Genomic DNA, 15,149 nt, shown 5'->3' with positions numbered 1-15,149 from the left:
CGGCCACCGCTCGAGCAGCTGTGGCGCCGGGGTTGAACGCACCGAGCGGACTAGTTCAAAACCCGCTGAGTCCCCCTTAGCTCAACCTAACTCGCCGCAACGACCGCGCCAGGCTGGCCAGCGCAAGCAGCCGCGCAATGCGCATCCAACCCAGGGCCACCACTATCAGCTGACTGAGCAGCAGCGCCGTGAGAAATCCCGCGGCGCCCGCCGCCGTGACGTGAATGCGTCCCACGCCGGCGGCTACTGCAATCACAAAGCCGACGGCGCTCACCAGCAGATAAAACAATACGGTGCGAAAAAATCGGCGCAGCAGCTGATTGATGCCGCGGCCGAGGGCTCGAGTCGCGGAGCGCAACGTGGTATCCGCAATGAACGCGGCACGAGCGGACTCCACGATGCATTGGGCCAGCACAAAGGCCGCCAGCAGGGAGCCGTGCGCCATATGCGCCCAGAGATCGGCCTGCGATTGCAGCACGGCCTTATCGGCATGATCGTCGGCCAAATGCGCTCCCAGCGTCGCCACGCCGACCACGGCCAGATACGGCAGCAGCGACCACAGCATCAGGCGGAACATGCGGCCGTACTCGACCAGTCCACACTGCAGCAGTCCGGCAAAACCCAAAGTCCGGCCGGCTCGACCGCTGCCGATGATCATGCCGTCGAGAAAGGGCGACATGGCCAGCGTGATCGCCAGCCCAAGTATCACCGTACCGCCAAGCCAGCCCACGTTCTCACTCAGGGCGAAACCGACATCGCCAAACATCATCGCGTCGACATGCTGCGCCCAGGCGGCGGCGTGAACCGAGTGATCCAGCAGGCCGGCAAGCACGCGCCAGAACGGCAGCGCCACCACCGTGGCAGGGATCAGCATGATCAGCAGCCACAGCAGAAGCAGCCGCCACTGCAGCGCGATGAGCATGGCGGAAATCAGTGCGCCGAATCCCGGCCGGCGAGCCGAGGTGACCGCCATCAGAGCGTCACCAGCGCGGAGTAGAACGCTTCGAGCGCTGCCGCAAAATCAGCCGTCCAGCGGCGCGAAGCGGCGCCGTTGGGCTTGGTCGTCAGGCTGTCGTTGAGTTTATTCGCGTCCAGATACGCCAGCTGCGGCGGATCGAGTTCGGCCGACACGACCTTGGCCGGTTTCACGAAATCGAAGCGCGCCCAGCGGCGACCGTCGTCCCAGCGCACGTCCTGATGCGTACCGTCGGCAAACGTGACGCGAAGTAGCTGCGGCACAGACGCGCCATCGCGAAACACCGTTACCGTGCTGCGCCAGGGAAACGGACCCTCGTCGTCGAATGTCGGCTTGGGATGCGCTTTATCCCACGCCTCACGCCGTGTCTTGATCTGCTTGTCCAGCGCATTCTGATCGCTCTCGACCGGCTTGCCGTTGGTCGTGACGACGCCGGCATTGGGCAGCACCTCGGCCACGTCGATATCGGTGATGCTGTCGTCGATATGCGCCGTGCCATAAACGTACTGATCGAAGATGGCATTGACGTCTTTTGCGTCGCCGGAGCCATCGATCAGCGCCGCGCGCAGATCGGCTGCCGACGGATGGCGAAAGCGCCAGCGCTGGTAATACAGGCGCATGGCGCGCTCCATGACGCTCTTACCCAGGCGCTCTTCCAGATCGTGCATCGCCGTAGCGGTCCGCGAATACACCGTGCCGTAGCTGTTGCTGGAAAGACGATCCCAGCTGTTCTGGGACAAGGGATCGGCCGGCTGCTTCAGGTCGGCAGCCGTGCGGTCGAGCATGAAACCGCTCATCGTCGGCGCTACGCCCAGACGCTTCATCAACGGCGTCGCCAGCACCACGTCTTCATTGCGCTCGCGCATCATGCGGTCGTCCCAGTATTCGTTCATGCCTTCGTCGAGCATCGGCTCTTCGAATTCGTTGGAGGCGAGCAGACCGTAGAAATAACCGTGGCCGAATTCGTGGATGTTGACGAAGTCGCTCATGTATTCGTTGAGCGTGCCGGGCACGATTTCCTGATAGCCGTCCGAGGTGAAAAAAGTCGGATATTCCATGCCGCCCGCTTCGCTGGCGTTGTACGGCGGCACCACGGCGGTGATCGTCTCGTACGGATACGCGCCCAGCGTCGTCGAAAAATAGCCGAGCGAATCGATCGTCGCTTTCAGCGTCGGGGCCGCGGTGGCCGCGTACTGTGCCGGATAGATCACGCGCACCGCCACCTTGGGACTGCCCGGCCCTTGCCACGAGCCGTCCAGCGTCTTGTAACCCTTTGCGGCCAACCAGGCGAAATCGTGCACGTCACCCTGCATGAAGTGATACGTCGTCTTGCCTTGCGCCTGCGTCGGCTGGCCTTGGAGCTTGCCGACGGCGCCGACGGTGTAGTCGCTCGGCGCCGTCAGATGAACGTCGAAGCTGCCGAAGTCGGCGTAGAACTCGCTGTTGAAGTGGAATTCGTGCACGTTCCAGCGCGGTGCCGCCGCGCCGCGCTCGCCGGCCAGCTCGAGCACGCCGATCTTCGGAAACCACTGGCCGACCAGGTTGAAATCGCCCCACCAGCCGGTGCGCTCGACTACGCGAGGCAGCTGGCTGAGAAAATCGATGTCCAGCGTCAGCGTGCCGCCCGCTGGAACCGGCTGGGCCAGGTCAATGCACGCCACGCTCTGATCGGTCGCCGGGCCGCCGTCCGGCTGCACGTAGTGCCAGGCCAGCGCGGCGGAACCCTGCTTCACCTGCTTGAGGTCGATCCAGCCCCACTGGCCTTTTTCCAGCGACGCCGCGCCGCGCGACTGGCCGTGCGCCGTCAACACCTTGCGCTCGGTAAACCAGGTGCTGCCGTTGTTCTTGAAACCGTTGAGATACAGATGAAAGTAGACCCGACTCACCGCGCGATCGCTGCGATTGCGCCAGGTCATGTGCTCGCTGGCGGTCACCGCGTGCTTCGCCGCGTCCAGATCGGCGTTGATCCGATAGCTCACCACACGGTCCGACAGCGTGGTTTCCTTGCCGGTGCGCTCGCCGCCCCAGGCGTTTGCGGCGCTGGGCGTGCTGGGTCCCGCGGCATGGGCCGATGCAAACGGAATATCGGCCGATTCAGATTCAGCCTGCTTGAGTGTGGCCGCGTTGGGCGCAGCCGACGCCGGGTTGGCGACGGACGCCACGGCGGCGATGGATTCAGCATGGGCCTTACTGCCCGGGACGCCTGCGCCGGCAATGACCCACGCGCACACCATCATCGAACCCACTGCGGCTGATCGCATCGCTTTCGTGCTCCCCTTGACCCCTGACGCAGTGTGCACACAACACGATGCTGTCGCATAGACCAGAGGTCATGCTGAAGAAAGGCTCATAACCGTGCCGATCACCGACCGATGCTGCCGCGCGCTGAAACCGCCGCGTATACGTCTTGTCTGATGGGGGATAAAATGGGAATTCGATCTCTCCTATTCATGGAAAGTCGGGACGATAAGGCGACCAGGCGCCGAGTGTCTCACTGCAGCCAGCCGCATCTCCCGTCCGGCCAACCACAAGGGTTCATCATGCGCATTCTGCTTGCCGAGGACGATCCATCCATCGCCGAAGGCATCTGCAGTTCGCTGCGCCAAGGCGGCCATGCGGTGGACCACGTCGCCAGTGGCAGCCTGGCCGACACCGCGCTGCGCGATCACGAGTACGACCTGCTGGTGCTGGATCTCGGCCTGCCCCAGCTCGATGGCACCGAGGTGCTGAAGCGCCTGCGCAGCCGCGGTGCCGGCATGCCGGTGCTGGTAGTCACGGCGCGTGACGGTTTGCCCGAACGCATCCGCGTGCTCGACCTGGGCGCCGACGATTACCTGGTGAAACCGTTCGCGTTGTCCGAGTTCGAGGCACGCGTGCGTGCGCTGCTGCGCCGGGCCAGCAGCCGCGGCGTACCCGAACTGCAGCTCGGACGACTGCGTCTGGACCTGCCCGGCCACCGCGCCTGGATCGACGAAACCGCGCTCGAACTCACCGCGCGCGAGTTCGGCTTGCTCGAAGCGCTGGCGCTGCGACCCGATCGCGTGACCAGCCGTGCGCAGCTGATCGAAGCACTGTGCGACTGGGATCAGGAGCTGACCGACAACGGCCTCGATATCGCCATCCACCGCCTGCGCCGCAAGCTGCACGGCAGTGGCACAGGCGTTCGTACCATCCGCGGGCTGGGTTACCTGCTGGAAGAAGCCGAAGCAGCCGAAGCAGCCGACGGCGACCTCGAATGAGTGCACCGCGCGTCGTGCGCCTGCGCCCGAGCCTCCGGCGCCGGCTACTGATATTTCTGCTGATTCCGATGGCGGCGCTGCTGCTGCTCGATGCCCTGCTGACATACGGCGTGGCGCTGTCCTATGCCAATCGCGTGCACGATCACGACCTCAGCGACGACGCGTTGACGTTGGCGACCATGCTCAGCAACGATGCGCTGGGCGGCGAGCTGACTCCGCAGGCGAAATTTTTGCTCGAATACGATCCGGACAGCCGCGGCTATTTCAACGTGCGCAGCGAAAAGCGCGGCGTACTCGCCGGCAGCGGACGGCTGCAGGCACCGGCGCTGACCCTGGCATTCAATGCCAAACCCGTGCTTTACAACACCCGCCTGGACAATCACGAACTGCGCGCAGCCACCATCCAGCGAGTGTCGCTGAAAGATCCCAGCGACACGCTGACCATCACCGTGGCCGAGACCTTCCGCGACCGCCATCAACAGGCGCGCGAAATTTTGCTGTTGGCCACCGTCATGCAGACGCTGCTGATACTCAGCGTGCTGTCGCTGGTCTGGTTCGGCGTCAACCACGGTCTGCGCGTGCTCAATCCCCTGACCGAGCGACTGGCACGGCGTTCGCACGAACTGACGCCGATCGGCGGCGCCGACGTGCCGCAGGAAATCCTGCCGCTCACCCGCACCATCGATGCACTGTTCGCGCGCTTGCGCAGCATGCTCGCGCTGCACGATCGCTTCATCGCGGATGCCGCGCACCAGCTACGTACGCCGCTGGCCGGACTCAGCCTGCACGTCGACCGCGCGCTAGCCGATTCACGCCCCGAAACGATGGCCGACGCGCTGTCGCACATCCATCGGCTGACCCAGCGCGCCGCGCGCACCTCGTCGCAGCTGCTGGCGCTGACCCGCGCGCAGGCATCGCCGGTGGATACGATGGACAACGCCCTGCTCGACCTGACCCGGCTGATTCCCGAAGCGGTGGCGCTGCGCGTGCACGAAGCGCTCGGCGCCGGCATCGACCTGGGTTACCAGGCGCCCGCACGACAGCAACAGCTTTACATCGATGGCGATGTCGCCAGCCTGCAGGATCTGCTGGACAATCTGATCGACAACGCCATCCGCTACGCCGGGCGCGGCAGTACGGTCACCGTCAGCCTGCGAGGGCAGCCCGACGGCGGCTCCCGCCTCAGCGTAGAGGACGATGGCCCCGGCGTACCGCCGGAGTTGCTGCCGCGCCTGAGCGAGCGCTTCTTCCGCGCACCGGGCAGCAGCGAGGAAGGCAGCGGTCTGGGGCTGGCCATCGTTCAGCGTATTGCGGAACGGCACCACGCCGAAGTGGTCTACCGGCTGGGCGACAAGCGCGGCCTGATCGTCGACGTACGGTTTCCGCCGGCTGCTAAGCGGGATTAAAGCAAACCGTAATAGTTTGAACGACGTTCACGGCGCGCATGCAGCTGCACGCGATCTGACCGCTACGCCCGCTTGAGGTATCGCGCGAGTCGTCCAGCCCTCACAATATGTCGATACCATCGCGGCGACTTCGGCCATGACTATCCCGGATATCTCAATGCACCAACGTCGGGCTCGTGCCGTCAGCTCACGTATCGAAAACCGCCGCGCATGCTGAATCGCGCAACCCTCGTTCGTCTGCTCTGCAGCGCCATGGTCGGCGCGGTGGCGGGCTGCGCCTCGCCCGTGCCCAAGCTGGCCGCGCCGCTGCCCGCGCAGTGGCAACATGCGCTGACGGCCGATCCGGCCAAACCCAGCGATCTGCAGGGCTGGTGGCATGCGTTCAACGATCCGCAGCTCGACGCTCTGGTCGATCGCGCGTTGGCCAACAATCTCGACGTCGCCCAGGCGGTCGAGCGCATGCTCGCCACCCGCGCCATTCATACCCGCGCGAACTACAAATACTTACCCACCCTGAGCGGGCGCACCGACGACGCGATCGACCCAAACGCTCATGCTTCCTACTTCGTCGCCGGGTTCGACGCCAACTGGGAATTCGGGTTATTCGGTCGGCGCGAAGGCACCCGGCGCGAGGTGCAGGGCGCGATGGACGCCAGCGTGGCCGATCTGCGCAGCGCCCAGGTGTCGCTGGTGGCCGAGGTGGTGCGCGACTGGATCGCGCTGCGCACCGCCCAGCAGCAGGAACAGCTGCTTACGCAGATCAGCCAGGCGCACCAGCAGCATTGGGACCTTCTGAAGATACGCGAGCGACTGCAACTGGTCGCGCCGAGCGAAGTGGATCAGGCGCAGGCGCTGGCGGCGCAGGCCGACGCGGCGCTGGCCGCTCCGCGGCAGGCGATCAACGAGAGCGCCCAGCAGCTGGCCGTACTGGTCGGACAGAATCACCCCGATTCCGCGTGGCTGACGCCCGGCAGACAGCCGGATATCGGTTCGTTCGAGCTGAGCGCTGCGCCGGTCGATCTGCTTCGCACGCGTCCGGAGATTGCCCGTGCCGAAGCCGACGTGCTGCGCAGCGCCGGCGAACTCGCGCTGACGCACGCCGACGAGTATCCGCAGGTAAGCCTCGGCGCGTCGCTGGTCTGGGCCGTGAATATCGCCGACGACGACAACCATACGAAAACCCCGGGCGGCATTTTTTCGCTCGGTCCCATTCTGAATATCCCGCTGTTCGACTGGGGCGTTCGCGTTGCTGCAACGCACGCCAAGAACCACCAGCTGCAGGCCAGCGTGCAGGCGTATCGGCAATCGGTGCTGCAAGGCATCGCCGAGGTGGAAACCGCACTCGGCTCGTTGCAACAGCAGCAGCAGCGCGAGGCCCAGAGCGCGATTGCGTGGCAGTCGCTGCAACGCGTCGATCGCGCCGTGCAAAGCCGCGTCCGGCTGAAGCTGACCAGCCCGCTGGACCGCATCCAAAGCCAGATCGCCGTGGATCAGGCCAATGCCGAACTCATCGACGCCCGCGCGCAGCACAGCCTGGCCTACGTCGCCTTGTTCAAGGCGCTGGGCGGCGCCCCGCTGCCAACCGCGGCGCAGCTGGGATCGGCCGCGCCGAAAACCACGAGCTCGGCCGGCGCGGCGACCACTGATAAAGAGACGCTACGCTGATGGTCGCGCTGGCGCGCAAAACGCTGATCTACGAATGGCGCCGCTTTTTGCCCGCCATGCTGGCCGTGGGCTTCGCCGGGCTGCTGCAGCTGCTGCAGCTGGCGCTGGTGCTGGGCATCTTCGGCAGCACCAGCCTGTACATCACCGGCTCATCCGCCGATGTATGGATCGGCTACCCCGGTACGCAAAGCGTGGGCCAGGGCCGCTCCATCGATGGCGACGTGGAGTCGCGCATCCTGATGGACCCGGCCGTCAAGCGCGTCGAGCCCTATATCTGGGTCGACGGCGACTGGCGCGGCACCAAGGAAACCGGCGGCGTGTCGGTGTTCGTCTCCGGCATCGATACCAGCGCCGAAGGCCTGATGTTTTCCAGGGCGCTGCCGCTCGATCTGCGCGAGCGATTGAACGAGCCCGACTCGGTCGTGGTGGACCGCTCCGATCTCGATCAGCTCGGCGTCGATATCGGTGGAACCGCTACCATCAACGGCCGCCAAGTGCGCGTGGTCGGCATCGGCAGCGGGCTGCGCGCGCTCGGCGGCGTCAATGTGCTGTGCTCTCTGGAGACCGCGCGCCATCTCGATAGCGACGCCGAAGACATCGGCCCGACCTATCTCGTCGCCAAACTGTACGACCCGACGCAAGCGAAAGCCGTCGCCATGCGGCTGCGCGGAGACAGTGCGTTCGGCCCCTACACCACGTGGAGCGCCGACCATTTCGCTCATATTTCCGTGCGCTACTGGATGTTCGATACCGGCGCCGGTGCCGGCGTGCTGTTTCTGGCCGGCATCGTGTTTCTGGTCGGCGCGGTGATCACCAGCCAGACGCTGATCGCCGCGGTCAATGGCTCGGTACGTGAATATGCGACGCTGAATGCGCTGGGTGTTGGCGTAGGCGCTCTGCGACGGGTGGTGCTCGAACAGGCCTTTTGGGTCGGTGCGCTGGGTTTGCTTGGAGCGAGTGTGCTGGGCGTCGCGCTGCTGCTGCTCGCGCGCGGCCAGAATGTGCCGGTGGTATTGAACCTGCCGGCGGCGCTGGGCTGCATTGTGCTGGTGATGGGGCTGGCCGCGGTGTCCGGTCTGGCCGCCATGCGCAGCCTGCGCGCGGCCGATCCTGCGACGCTGTTGAGATAAGGCGATGAATCCCGCGATCCAAGCTCCCGCTGCCGCGCCCCATAAACTACCGACGGTTGCACTGCAGGCCGAGAACGTCAGCAAGGCGTTCGTTTCCGGCAAGCAGCGCACGCAGGTGCTCGACGGCCTGTCGCTGCATATCAATGCCGCCGAACTCACGCTGATTTCCGGGCCGTCCGGCTGCGGCAAGAGCACCCTGCTGGCGGTGCTCAGCGGCCTGCAAAAACTCGACGGCGGCCGCGTGCTGGCCCTTGGCAGCGAGCTGGGTCAGCTCGATATGCGCGCGCTGGAGCACTTTCGCCTGCAGCACACCGGCTTCGTGTTTCAGGGCTTCAATCTGTTCCCGGCGCTGAACGCGTTCGAGCAGGTCGAGCTGCCGCTCAATCACATGGGCATGTCGCGCGACGAAGCCCGGCAGCGCGCGCGCGCGTCGCTGGAAGAAGTCGGCCTCTCGCACCGGATGAAGCTACGCCCCTCCGAACTGTCCGGCGGCGAAAAGCAGCGCGTGGCCATCGCGCGTGCGCTGGCGAAAGAGCCCGAGCTGCTGTTCGCCGATGAGCCGACCAGCGCGCTGGATGCCGCCAACGGGCAGATGATCATCGACATACTGCATCGCATCGCCCGCACGCACGGCACCACCGTGCTGTGCGTCAGCCACGATCCCCGTCTCGTCGTCCACGCCGATCGCGTGCTGGCGATGGAAGATGGCCGCATTCTCAGCGATCAGCGCAACCAAGCGCCGGTCAGCGCCAGCAAGGGAACCCCCTGATGAAACCGCTCGCTCTCCACTCGCCGTCGTTCGTACGCGTTGCGACGCCGGCGCGTTCGGCCCGATTCGCACAACTCGCCCGAGCGGGCGGTCTGGCGATATGTGCGTCGGTGCTGCTCGGTGGCTGCTCGAAATCCGCCGACGCGCCAGCGCCGACGGCAGCCGCACCCACCTCGGCGTATGCCGCCGTGGCACGCGGCAAGGTGGATATCGAAGGCGGCCTGCTGAGCTTGTCGATGCCGCGCGAAGGCACGCTGGCCAAGGTCGCCGTGCACGAGGGCGATCAGGTCAGGCAAGGCCAGCTGCTGGCTTCGCTCGATACCGAGCCTTCCCTGCTGGCGATCGACGCGGCCCAAGCCCAGCTCGAACAGGCGCAGGCGCAACTGAAGCTGCTGGCCGTCAAACAGGCGGCGGCCAAACAGCGCGCGCAACGTTTGACCGCTGCCGTTGCGGCGGGCGCCGGGGACGGTCAGAGCGCCGACGACGCGCGCGAAGCGGCAGCGCAGATCGACGCCGAGCAGGAAACCGACCGCGCCTCGGTGAGCATGGCGAACCAGAAGCTGGCCGAAGCGCGCTACGAGCTGAAACAACACAGTCTTGTCGCGCCGTTCGATGCCGACGTCATCGAAGTATCCGCGCAGCCGGGCGCCACCGTCTCTCCGTCCTCCGGCCCACTATTCACGCTGCTGCCGCAAAAGCCGCGCATCGTACGCGCGGAACTCAACGAAAGCTTTGTCGGCGTGATCCAGCCCGGCATGCGTGCCGAGGTTTCCGCCAACAACGATCCGTCCGACAATCACTGGAGCGCGCACGTGCTGCGTATCGGCGGCGTGTATGGACCGGCCACGCTGGAAAACGATCCGCAGGTACGCGCCAATTCGCGCACCGTGGAATGCGTGCTTGCATTCGACCAGCCGGACTCGGAGCAGACCCGGAATCTGCGCATCGGCCAGCGCGTGCTCGTGCGATTTGCGTCAGCCAACCCCAAGCAACCCGCGGCGAAAGACTGAGGAAACTGCCGCTTGCCACACTGTACGATCACGAATCACGGCACTGAACCGCCGCAGTTCATCAGGTACGGGGCCATCGCGTGATCCAGCAAACCGATTTTTTCTTCGAAGGTGGGCGCAGCGGCGTACTGCTGATCCATGGGCTGACCGGCACGCCGATGGAAATGAAGCTGCTGGGCAAGGGCCTCAACCGCGCCGGCTTCACCGTGCACGGCATGCAGCTGGCCGGCCACTGCGGCAACGTCGACGACCTGCTCGCGACAGGCTGGCACGATTGGTACGCCAGCGTGGAGAAAGCCGCCGACGAGCTGCGCAGCAAGGTCGATCACCTCTTCGTCGGTGGCCTCTCGATGGGCGCTCTGCTGGCACTGAAACTGGCCGCCGAACGGCCCGAACAGGTCTGCGGCGTAGGCGTCTATGGCGCTACGTTCCGCTACGACGGCTGGAGCATTCCGGCGGTGGCGCGCCTGTCCTTTCTGCTGCCGCTGTTCAAGAAACTCGGCATCGGCCGCAACCGCAGCTTTATGGAAGCGCCGCCCTACGGTATCCGCGACGAGCGCCTGCGCGCGCAGGTCAGCACCGCCATGCTCGGCGGCGACAGCGCGGCGGCCGGCCTGCCCGGCAACCCCTGGTATTCGCTGGCAGAGATGTACGAACTCGCCGCGAACGTACGCCAGCGCCTCTCGCAGGTCACCGCCCCCTGCCTGGTCGCACATGCCAGCGAAGACGACGTGGCCAGCGTGAAAAACGCCGAGCTGGTGATGCGCGAGGTCAGCGCGCCGGTCGAGCTGCTGCTGCTCAAGGACAGCTACCACATGATTACCATCGACAAAGAGCGCCGCACGCTGATCGAGCGCTCGGCCGCCTTCTTCGAAGCCATCGCTGCCGGCGAAACCGCGCCCTGCGTCGCTGCCTGATCCTTTCGCCCGCATGCCTGCCACGCCCATTACCCCGCTGATCGCCACGCTGTGGCTACTCAACGTCATCATCGACACCGTCGGCCAGCTGGCTTTCAAGGCCGCCGCCGGCGATCAGGCAGCCGGCGACGGGTTGGCGCGCTGGATCTACATGGCCCGGCGGCCGTGGATCTGGATCGGTATCGGCAGCTACGTGATCGAGTTTCTGATCTGGATCGCCTTTCTGTCGCTGCTGCCGCTGTCCGAAGCGATCCTGCTCGGCTCGATCAATATCGTCGCGATCATGGTCGCCGGCTACTTTCTGTTCGGCGAAAAGCTCACGCGCTTGCGCCTGAGCGGCATTTTGCTGGTAACGCTGGGCGTCGCCATCGTCGGAGCGGTGGGATGAGGCGCGGCACGTTTTATCTGCTCGGTTTTCTGCTGCTGATGCTGTTCGACAGCATCGGCGCGATCAGCTTCAAGTACGCGGGCGATCATGCGCTGCCGGTCGAGGCCAGCATCGCCTGGCTGCTGCGCATCTTCACTCACCCGTGGGTGTACGGCGCCGTGATCGGCTACATCGGCGCGTTTTTCACCTGGATGACCCTGCTCAAGCACGCGCCCATCGGCCCGGCATTCGCCGCCTCGCACCTGGAAGTGGTGTCGGTGATGCTGCTGTCGGTGTGGCTGTTCGACGAACACCTCACGCTGGGACGCGTGCTGGGTGCGCTGGCGATCCTTGCCGGCATCGTCTGCCTTGGCTTCGCCGAAAGCAATGAACATGTCCCTGAGCCCGAAGAAGTCGACTCGGCCACGCGACGCTGACGTCCCGCGCTACCCTGCACGCATGCTGCCGACTCGCCCCCAGGAATTGCCGCCCACCGCCGGGCTACCGTTGACGCTGGCCGATCTGCGACCGGGACGCGCAACGCTCGCCGCCGATATAGCCGTCCAGATCGGCGTGCCGGCGCTGCAGCTGGAATGTTCCGGCACGGCCTGCCTGCTGCTGACGCTGATCGCACTGCGCGAGCTGCAGCCGCAGCGGCGTCGGGTGGTGGTGCCGGCGTTCACCTGCCCGCTCGTCGCCATCGCGGTGCATCAGGCCGGGCTGGAACTGCAGCTGTGCGACGTACGCGCCAGCCATTTCGATCTGGATCCGACCGCGCTGCGCGCCGTGTGCGACGAACAGACGCTGGCGATCGTACCCACGCATCTGGGCGGCCGTATCGCCGATGTCGACGATGCCGTCGCCGTCGCGCGCCACGTTGGTGCCTACGTGATCGAGGATGCCGCGCAGACGCTCGGCGGCCGAGTCGATGGCACGAGCATCGGTCTCACCGGCGACGTCGGTTTCTTCAGCCTCGCCGCCGGCAAGGGGCTGTCGATTTACGAAGGCGGCCTGCTGCTGACGCACGATCCATCGCTGCGCGAGCAGCTCAAACAGACGTCCAAACGTGTCGTGCCCCGTCGTCTCGGCTGGGAGCTGCGCCGCACCGTCGAGCTGCTGGGTTATGCCGCGCTGTATCGTCCCAGCGGCCTGCGCATGGCTTACGGCGAGCCGCTGCGCCGCGCGCTGCGACGTGGCGATCCCGTGGGTGCAGTCGGCGATGATTTCCCGCTGACGGTTCCGCTGCACAAGGTCGGCCGCTGGCGCCAAGCCATCGGTGCGCACGCGGCCGGGAGGCTGCCGGCATTTATCGATCAGCTCACGGCACAGGCCAAACGACGCCTGCCGCGGCTGCGCCAGATCGGCGGTATCGACGTGCTCGATGATGCGCCTGGCGAGAGCGGCACCTGGCCGTTCCTGCTGCTGCTGCTGCCGGACCAGACCCGCCGCGACGCAGCGATGTTCCAGCTGTGGCAGGCCGGGCTTGGCGTCAGCCGCCTGTATATCGACGCCCTGCCGGATTACGCCTATCTCGCCGATATTGTGCCGCGCCAGGATGTGCCGAATGCTCGAGACTTTGCCGCACGCAGCTTAAGCATCAGCAACAGCCTGTGGGTGACCGACGACGACTTCGAAACGATCTTCCGCACGCTGGAGAGCATCGTCGGCTGAGCATGATTCTCAGTTCGAACGCGCACCGATCCCGTCGATCAAACGCAGGTTGAGCGCATGCTGCTGCGCCTGCCATTCGGCGAGCATGGCCGGATCGATTTCCGGCTGATCGTCCATCGCGGAAAGGCGGCGTTTCCACCAGGTTTCGTAGCGATAGTGCGATACCTCGCCGTTGATGTCGCTGCCGACCAGGCCGTTGCGCAAGCTATCGATGATGGCCAGCGCGTGATCGACCTGCAGCTTGCCCTGGTCCCAGTTGGTATGCGCCACGTTGGGCGCGAAGGCGTCCTTGTCGATCGACAGATAGCTGGGCAGCGTCTGCGTGCGCTGTGATTCGACGAAGGCGTCGACCATCGCTTCGGGCGTATCGAAGCCGCGGAACGCATCGGCGATACCCAGCCTGCGCGCCCAGCCGGTGTCCACGCCGATGTTCCAATAGGTGAGTTTGCCCTTCTTCAGCGGCGTGAGGTAATTCTCCCACGCGTGCCCGGCGCCGATGTCCGCCGAGGTGATGCCGAGCACATGCACATGGCTCACGGATGGCAGCATCGCCACGCGGCGCACCCACGAACCGCAGTGCACGCCGAACGGAAAGCGCATGTTGTCCGGATGGTTGTCCAGCACCACGACCTGCATGGGCCGCTCCGTCTGCAGTCGTTCGATCAGCGGCCAGCTCAGATGATGGAAATCGCCGCTGCCCATGAACACCGTGCCGTACTGCTGCGGCAGCAGCTCGTCGAGCATGCTGCGGAAACGCCGCATGGTGGCCAGCGAACAGCCGAAGCGAATCGACTCCTGCCAGTGCTCCAGCGGCAGCACCAGCCGCAGCGGCAGCGGTCCGACCGAATGGTCGATATCGAGCACCACGGGACGTTGGTCAAGACTGTGCATCGGCGGCCTCCGCGGTAGCCTGCCATTGACGATCGCTTTCGAAATGGCTGCCGAGCCGGCGCAGCAGCGCGCGCAGCAGCGGATTGCGCGCGTACACTGCGTGGCGCGTGAATGTCATGCGCGCACCGAGAAAGGATTTCACCTGCGGGTCGGTCCAGCCGGCCACGTAATGGGTGAGACCGCGTTGCCGCGCGTAGTCGAGATTGTGCATCCAGCTCACGAAATACAGGTTGTGCTCGCGCGCCTGCGGATAGGCAAAGCCGATGTACTTGTCGATCAGCTTGCCGCCCTCTTCGTAGCAGAGGTTCCAGCCGATCATCCGACCCGCATGGCGATAGACGAACACTACACCGTCGCTGCGTGCATCGCGCAACAGGGCACGAAAAAAATCCTCGCTGAGGCGATCGAAATGGATCTCACTTTGCGCGTAGACATTGTCGAACAGGGTGTAGAACTCGCGCAGCGTGGTCTCGTCGTCGAAGCGCGCATCGCCCGTGCGTACGATCTCGATATCCAGGTCGGCGCGCGAGCGCAGCTTGCGGCGGATGTTTTTGCGGCGCCCGGACGACAAACGCGACAGGTACTCGTCCCCGCTGGCGAAATCGATCGGCACCCAGGCGAGCGCCTGGCCTTCCAGCAGCACGTAGCCCTCCGCTTCGCAGGCGCTGGCGAAGGCGCTGGCCTGGGCGTTGTCCGCCTCGCTGAGCAGCGGCGAATCCTGCGCGATGTCCTTCACGATAAGCAGCTTGCAATCGCGCGCGTAAGCAGCCTTGAGACCCTGCGCCAGCGCGATCGGCGACACCGTACGCGGCAGCGGCGCGTATTCCGACACGGTGGTACCGGCAAAACGGGTGCGCCAGCGCAGTGCCCTGCCCCACCAGCGATAGAGCGGCAAAGCGGCCACGCGCCTGCGCAGTTCCTCGTCCGCCGTGGTCAGCAGATCGAACGGCGCCACGAAGCACGGCATGCCCTGCGGCGAGGTCTCCACGACAAACCCGATCGGCGGGTGGTTCATGAAGTGCTTCAGCAGCGCGTCGGGTTCGAGTTGGGCGATGAAAGACATATGCAAGCGATAATGCCTAAACTAATGAGACCAAAATGTTGAATC

The 15,149-nt window shown here is 65.4% G+C and carries 14 protein-coding genes; 10 read left to right on the top strand and 4 right to left on the bottom strand.

Annotated features, from left to right (window positions below; all coding sequences use genetic code 11):
- Nucleotides 1–76: 76 nt before the first annotated feature.
- Both HDE78_RS11680 and HDE78_RS11675 read right to left on the bottom strand, forming a co-directional pair.
- A complete protein-coding gene (locus HDE78_RS11680) occupies nt 77–973 on the bottom strand; it encodes a hypothetical protein (protein WP_255457764.1) in 897 nt (298 codons plus the stop codon).
- Nucleotides 973–3,237 (bottom strand): M1 family metallopeptidase, encoded by a 2,265-nt coding sequence (locus HDE78_RS11675; protein WP_255457763.1) that lies wholly within the window; start codon nt 3,235–3,237, stop codon nt 973–975. Before HDE78_RS11675 ends, HDE78_RS11680 begins: the two co-directional genes overlap by 1 nt.
- 279 nt (nt 3,238–3,516) lie before the next feature.
- On the opposite strand from HDE78_RS11675, the gene HDE78_RS11670 reads away from it, so the two are divergent.
- The 10 genes from HDE78_RS11670 (at nt 3,517) to HDE78_RS11625 (ending at nt 13,150) form a co-directional block, all read left to right on the top strand.
- Nucleotides 3,517–4,215, top strand: coding sequence for a response regulator transcription factor (locus tag HDE78_RS11670; protein ID WP_179479524.1), 699 nt, complete (start codon nt 3,517–3,519; stop codon nt 4,213–4,215).
- Nucleotides 4,212–5,621, top strand: a complete 1,410-nt coding sequence (locus HDE78_RS11665) for a sensor histidine kinase (protein ID WP_179479522.1) — start codon at nt 4,212–4,214, stop codon at nt 5,619–5,621. The genes HDE78_RS11670 and HDE78_RS11665 overlap by 4 nt, the downstream gene beginning before the upstream one ends.
- A 210-nt stretch (nt 5,622–5,831) precedes the next feature.
- Nucleotides 5,832–7,286 carry an efflux transporter outer membrane subunit gene (locus tag HDE78_RS11660; RefSeq protein WP_255457762.1) on the top strand — a complete coding sequence of 485 codons (1,455 nt, stop codon included), beginning with the start codon at nt 5,832–5,834 and terminating at the stop codon, nt 7,284–7,286.
- On the top strand, nt 7,286–8,416 hold the full coding sequence (locus HDE78_RS11655; RefSeq protein ID WP_179479520.1) for an ABC transporter permease: 1,131 nt from the start codon (nt 7,286–7,288) through the stop codon (nt 8,414–8,416). The genes HDE78_RS11660 and HDE78_RS11655 overlap by 1 nt, the downstream gene beginning before the upstream one ends.
- Nucleotides 8,417–8,420: 4 nt before the next feature.
- Nucleotides 8,421–9,185, top strand: a complete 765-nt coding sequence (locus HDE78_RS11650) for an ABC transporter ATP-binding protein (protein WP_179479518.1) — start codon at nt 8,421–8,423, stop codon at nt 9,183–9,185.
- Nucleotides 9,185–10,195 (top strand): HlyD family efflux transporter periplasmic adaptor subunit, encoded by a 1,011-nt coding sequence (locus HDE78_RS11645; protein ID WP_179479516.1) that lies wholly within the window; start codon nt 9,185–9,187, stop codon nt 10,193–10,195. Before HDE78_RS11650 ends, HDE78_RS11645 begins: the two co-directional genes overlap by 1 nt.
- Nucleotides 10,196–10,275: 80 nt before the next feature.
- On the top strand, nt 10,276–11,112 hold the full coding sequence (locus tag HDE78_RS11640; protein ID WP_179479514.1) for an alpha/beta fold hydrolase: 837 nt from the start codon (nt 10,276–10,278) through the stop codon (nt 11,110–11,112).
- A gap of 13 nt (nt 11,113–11,125) precedes the next feature.
- Nucleotides 11,126–11,500, top strand: a complete 375-nt coding sequence (locus tag HDE78_RS11635; protein WP_179479512.1) for an EamA family transporter — start codon at nt 11,126–11,128, stop codon at nt 11,498–11,500.
- Complete coding sequence (locus tag HDE78_RS11630; protein ID WP_179479510.1) at nt 11,497–11,916, top strand: DMT family transporter; 420 nt, start codon at nt 11,497–11,499, stop codon at nt 11,914–11,916. The genes HDE78_RS11635 and HDE78_RS11630 overlap by 4 nt, the downstream gene beginning before the upstream one ends.
- Before the next feature lie 22 nt (nt 11,917–11,938).
- Nucleotides 11,939–13,150, top strand: a complete 1,212-nt coding sequence (locus HDE78_RS11625) for a DegT/DnrJ/EryC1/StrS family aminotransferase (RefSeq protein WP_179479770.1) — start codon at nt 11,939–11,941, stop codon at nt 13,148–13,150.
- 9 nt (nt 13,151–13,159) lie between these two features.
- Here the strand turns inward: HDE78_RS11625 and HDE78_RS11620 are convergent, their stop codons facing one another.
- Nucleotides 13,160–14,041: an arginase family protein gene (locus HDE78_RS11620; RefSeq protein WP_179479508.1), complete on the bottom strand. Its 882-nt coding sequence runs from the start codon at nt 14,039–14,041 to the stop codon at nt 13,160–13,162.
- Complete coding sequence (locus HDE78_RS11615; protein ID WP_179479768.1) at nt 14,028–15,104, bottom strand: GNAT family N-acetyltransferase; 1,077 nt, start codon at nt 15,102–15,104, stop codon at nt 14,028–14,030. Before HDE78_RS11615 ends, HDE78_RS11620 begins: the two co-directional genes overlap by 14 nt.
- Nucleotides 15,105–15,149 lie beyond the last annotated feature (45 nt).

It is taken from the genome of Rhodanobacter sp. K2T2, from assembly GCF_013408815.1.
GTDB lineage: Bacteria > Pseudomonadota > Gammaproteobacteria > Xanthomonadales > Rhodanobacteraceae > Rhodanobacter.
The sequence above is the reverse complement of the archived record's forward strand: the minus strand, read 5'-3'. Positions and strand labels throughout refer to the sequence as shown.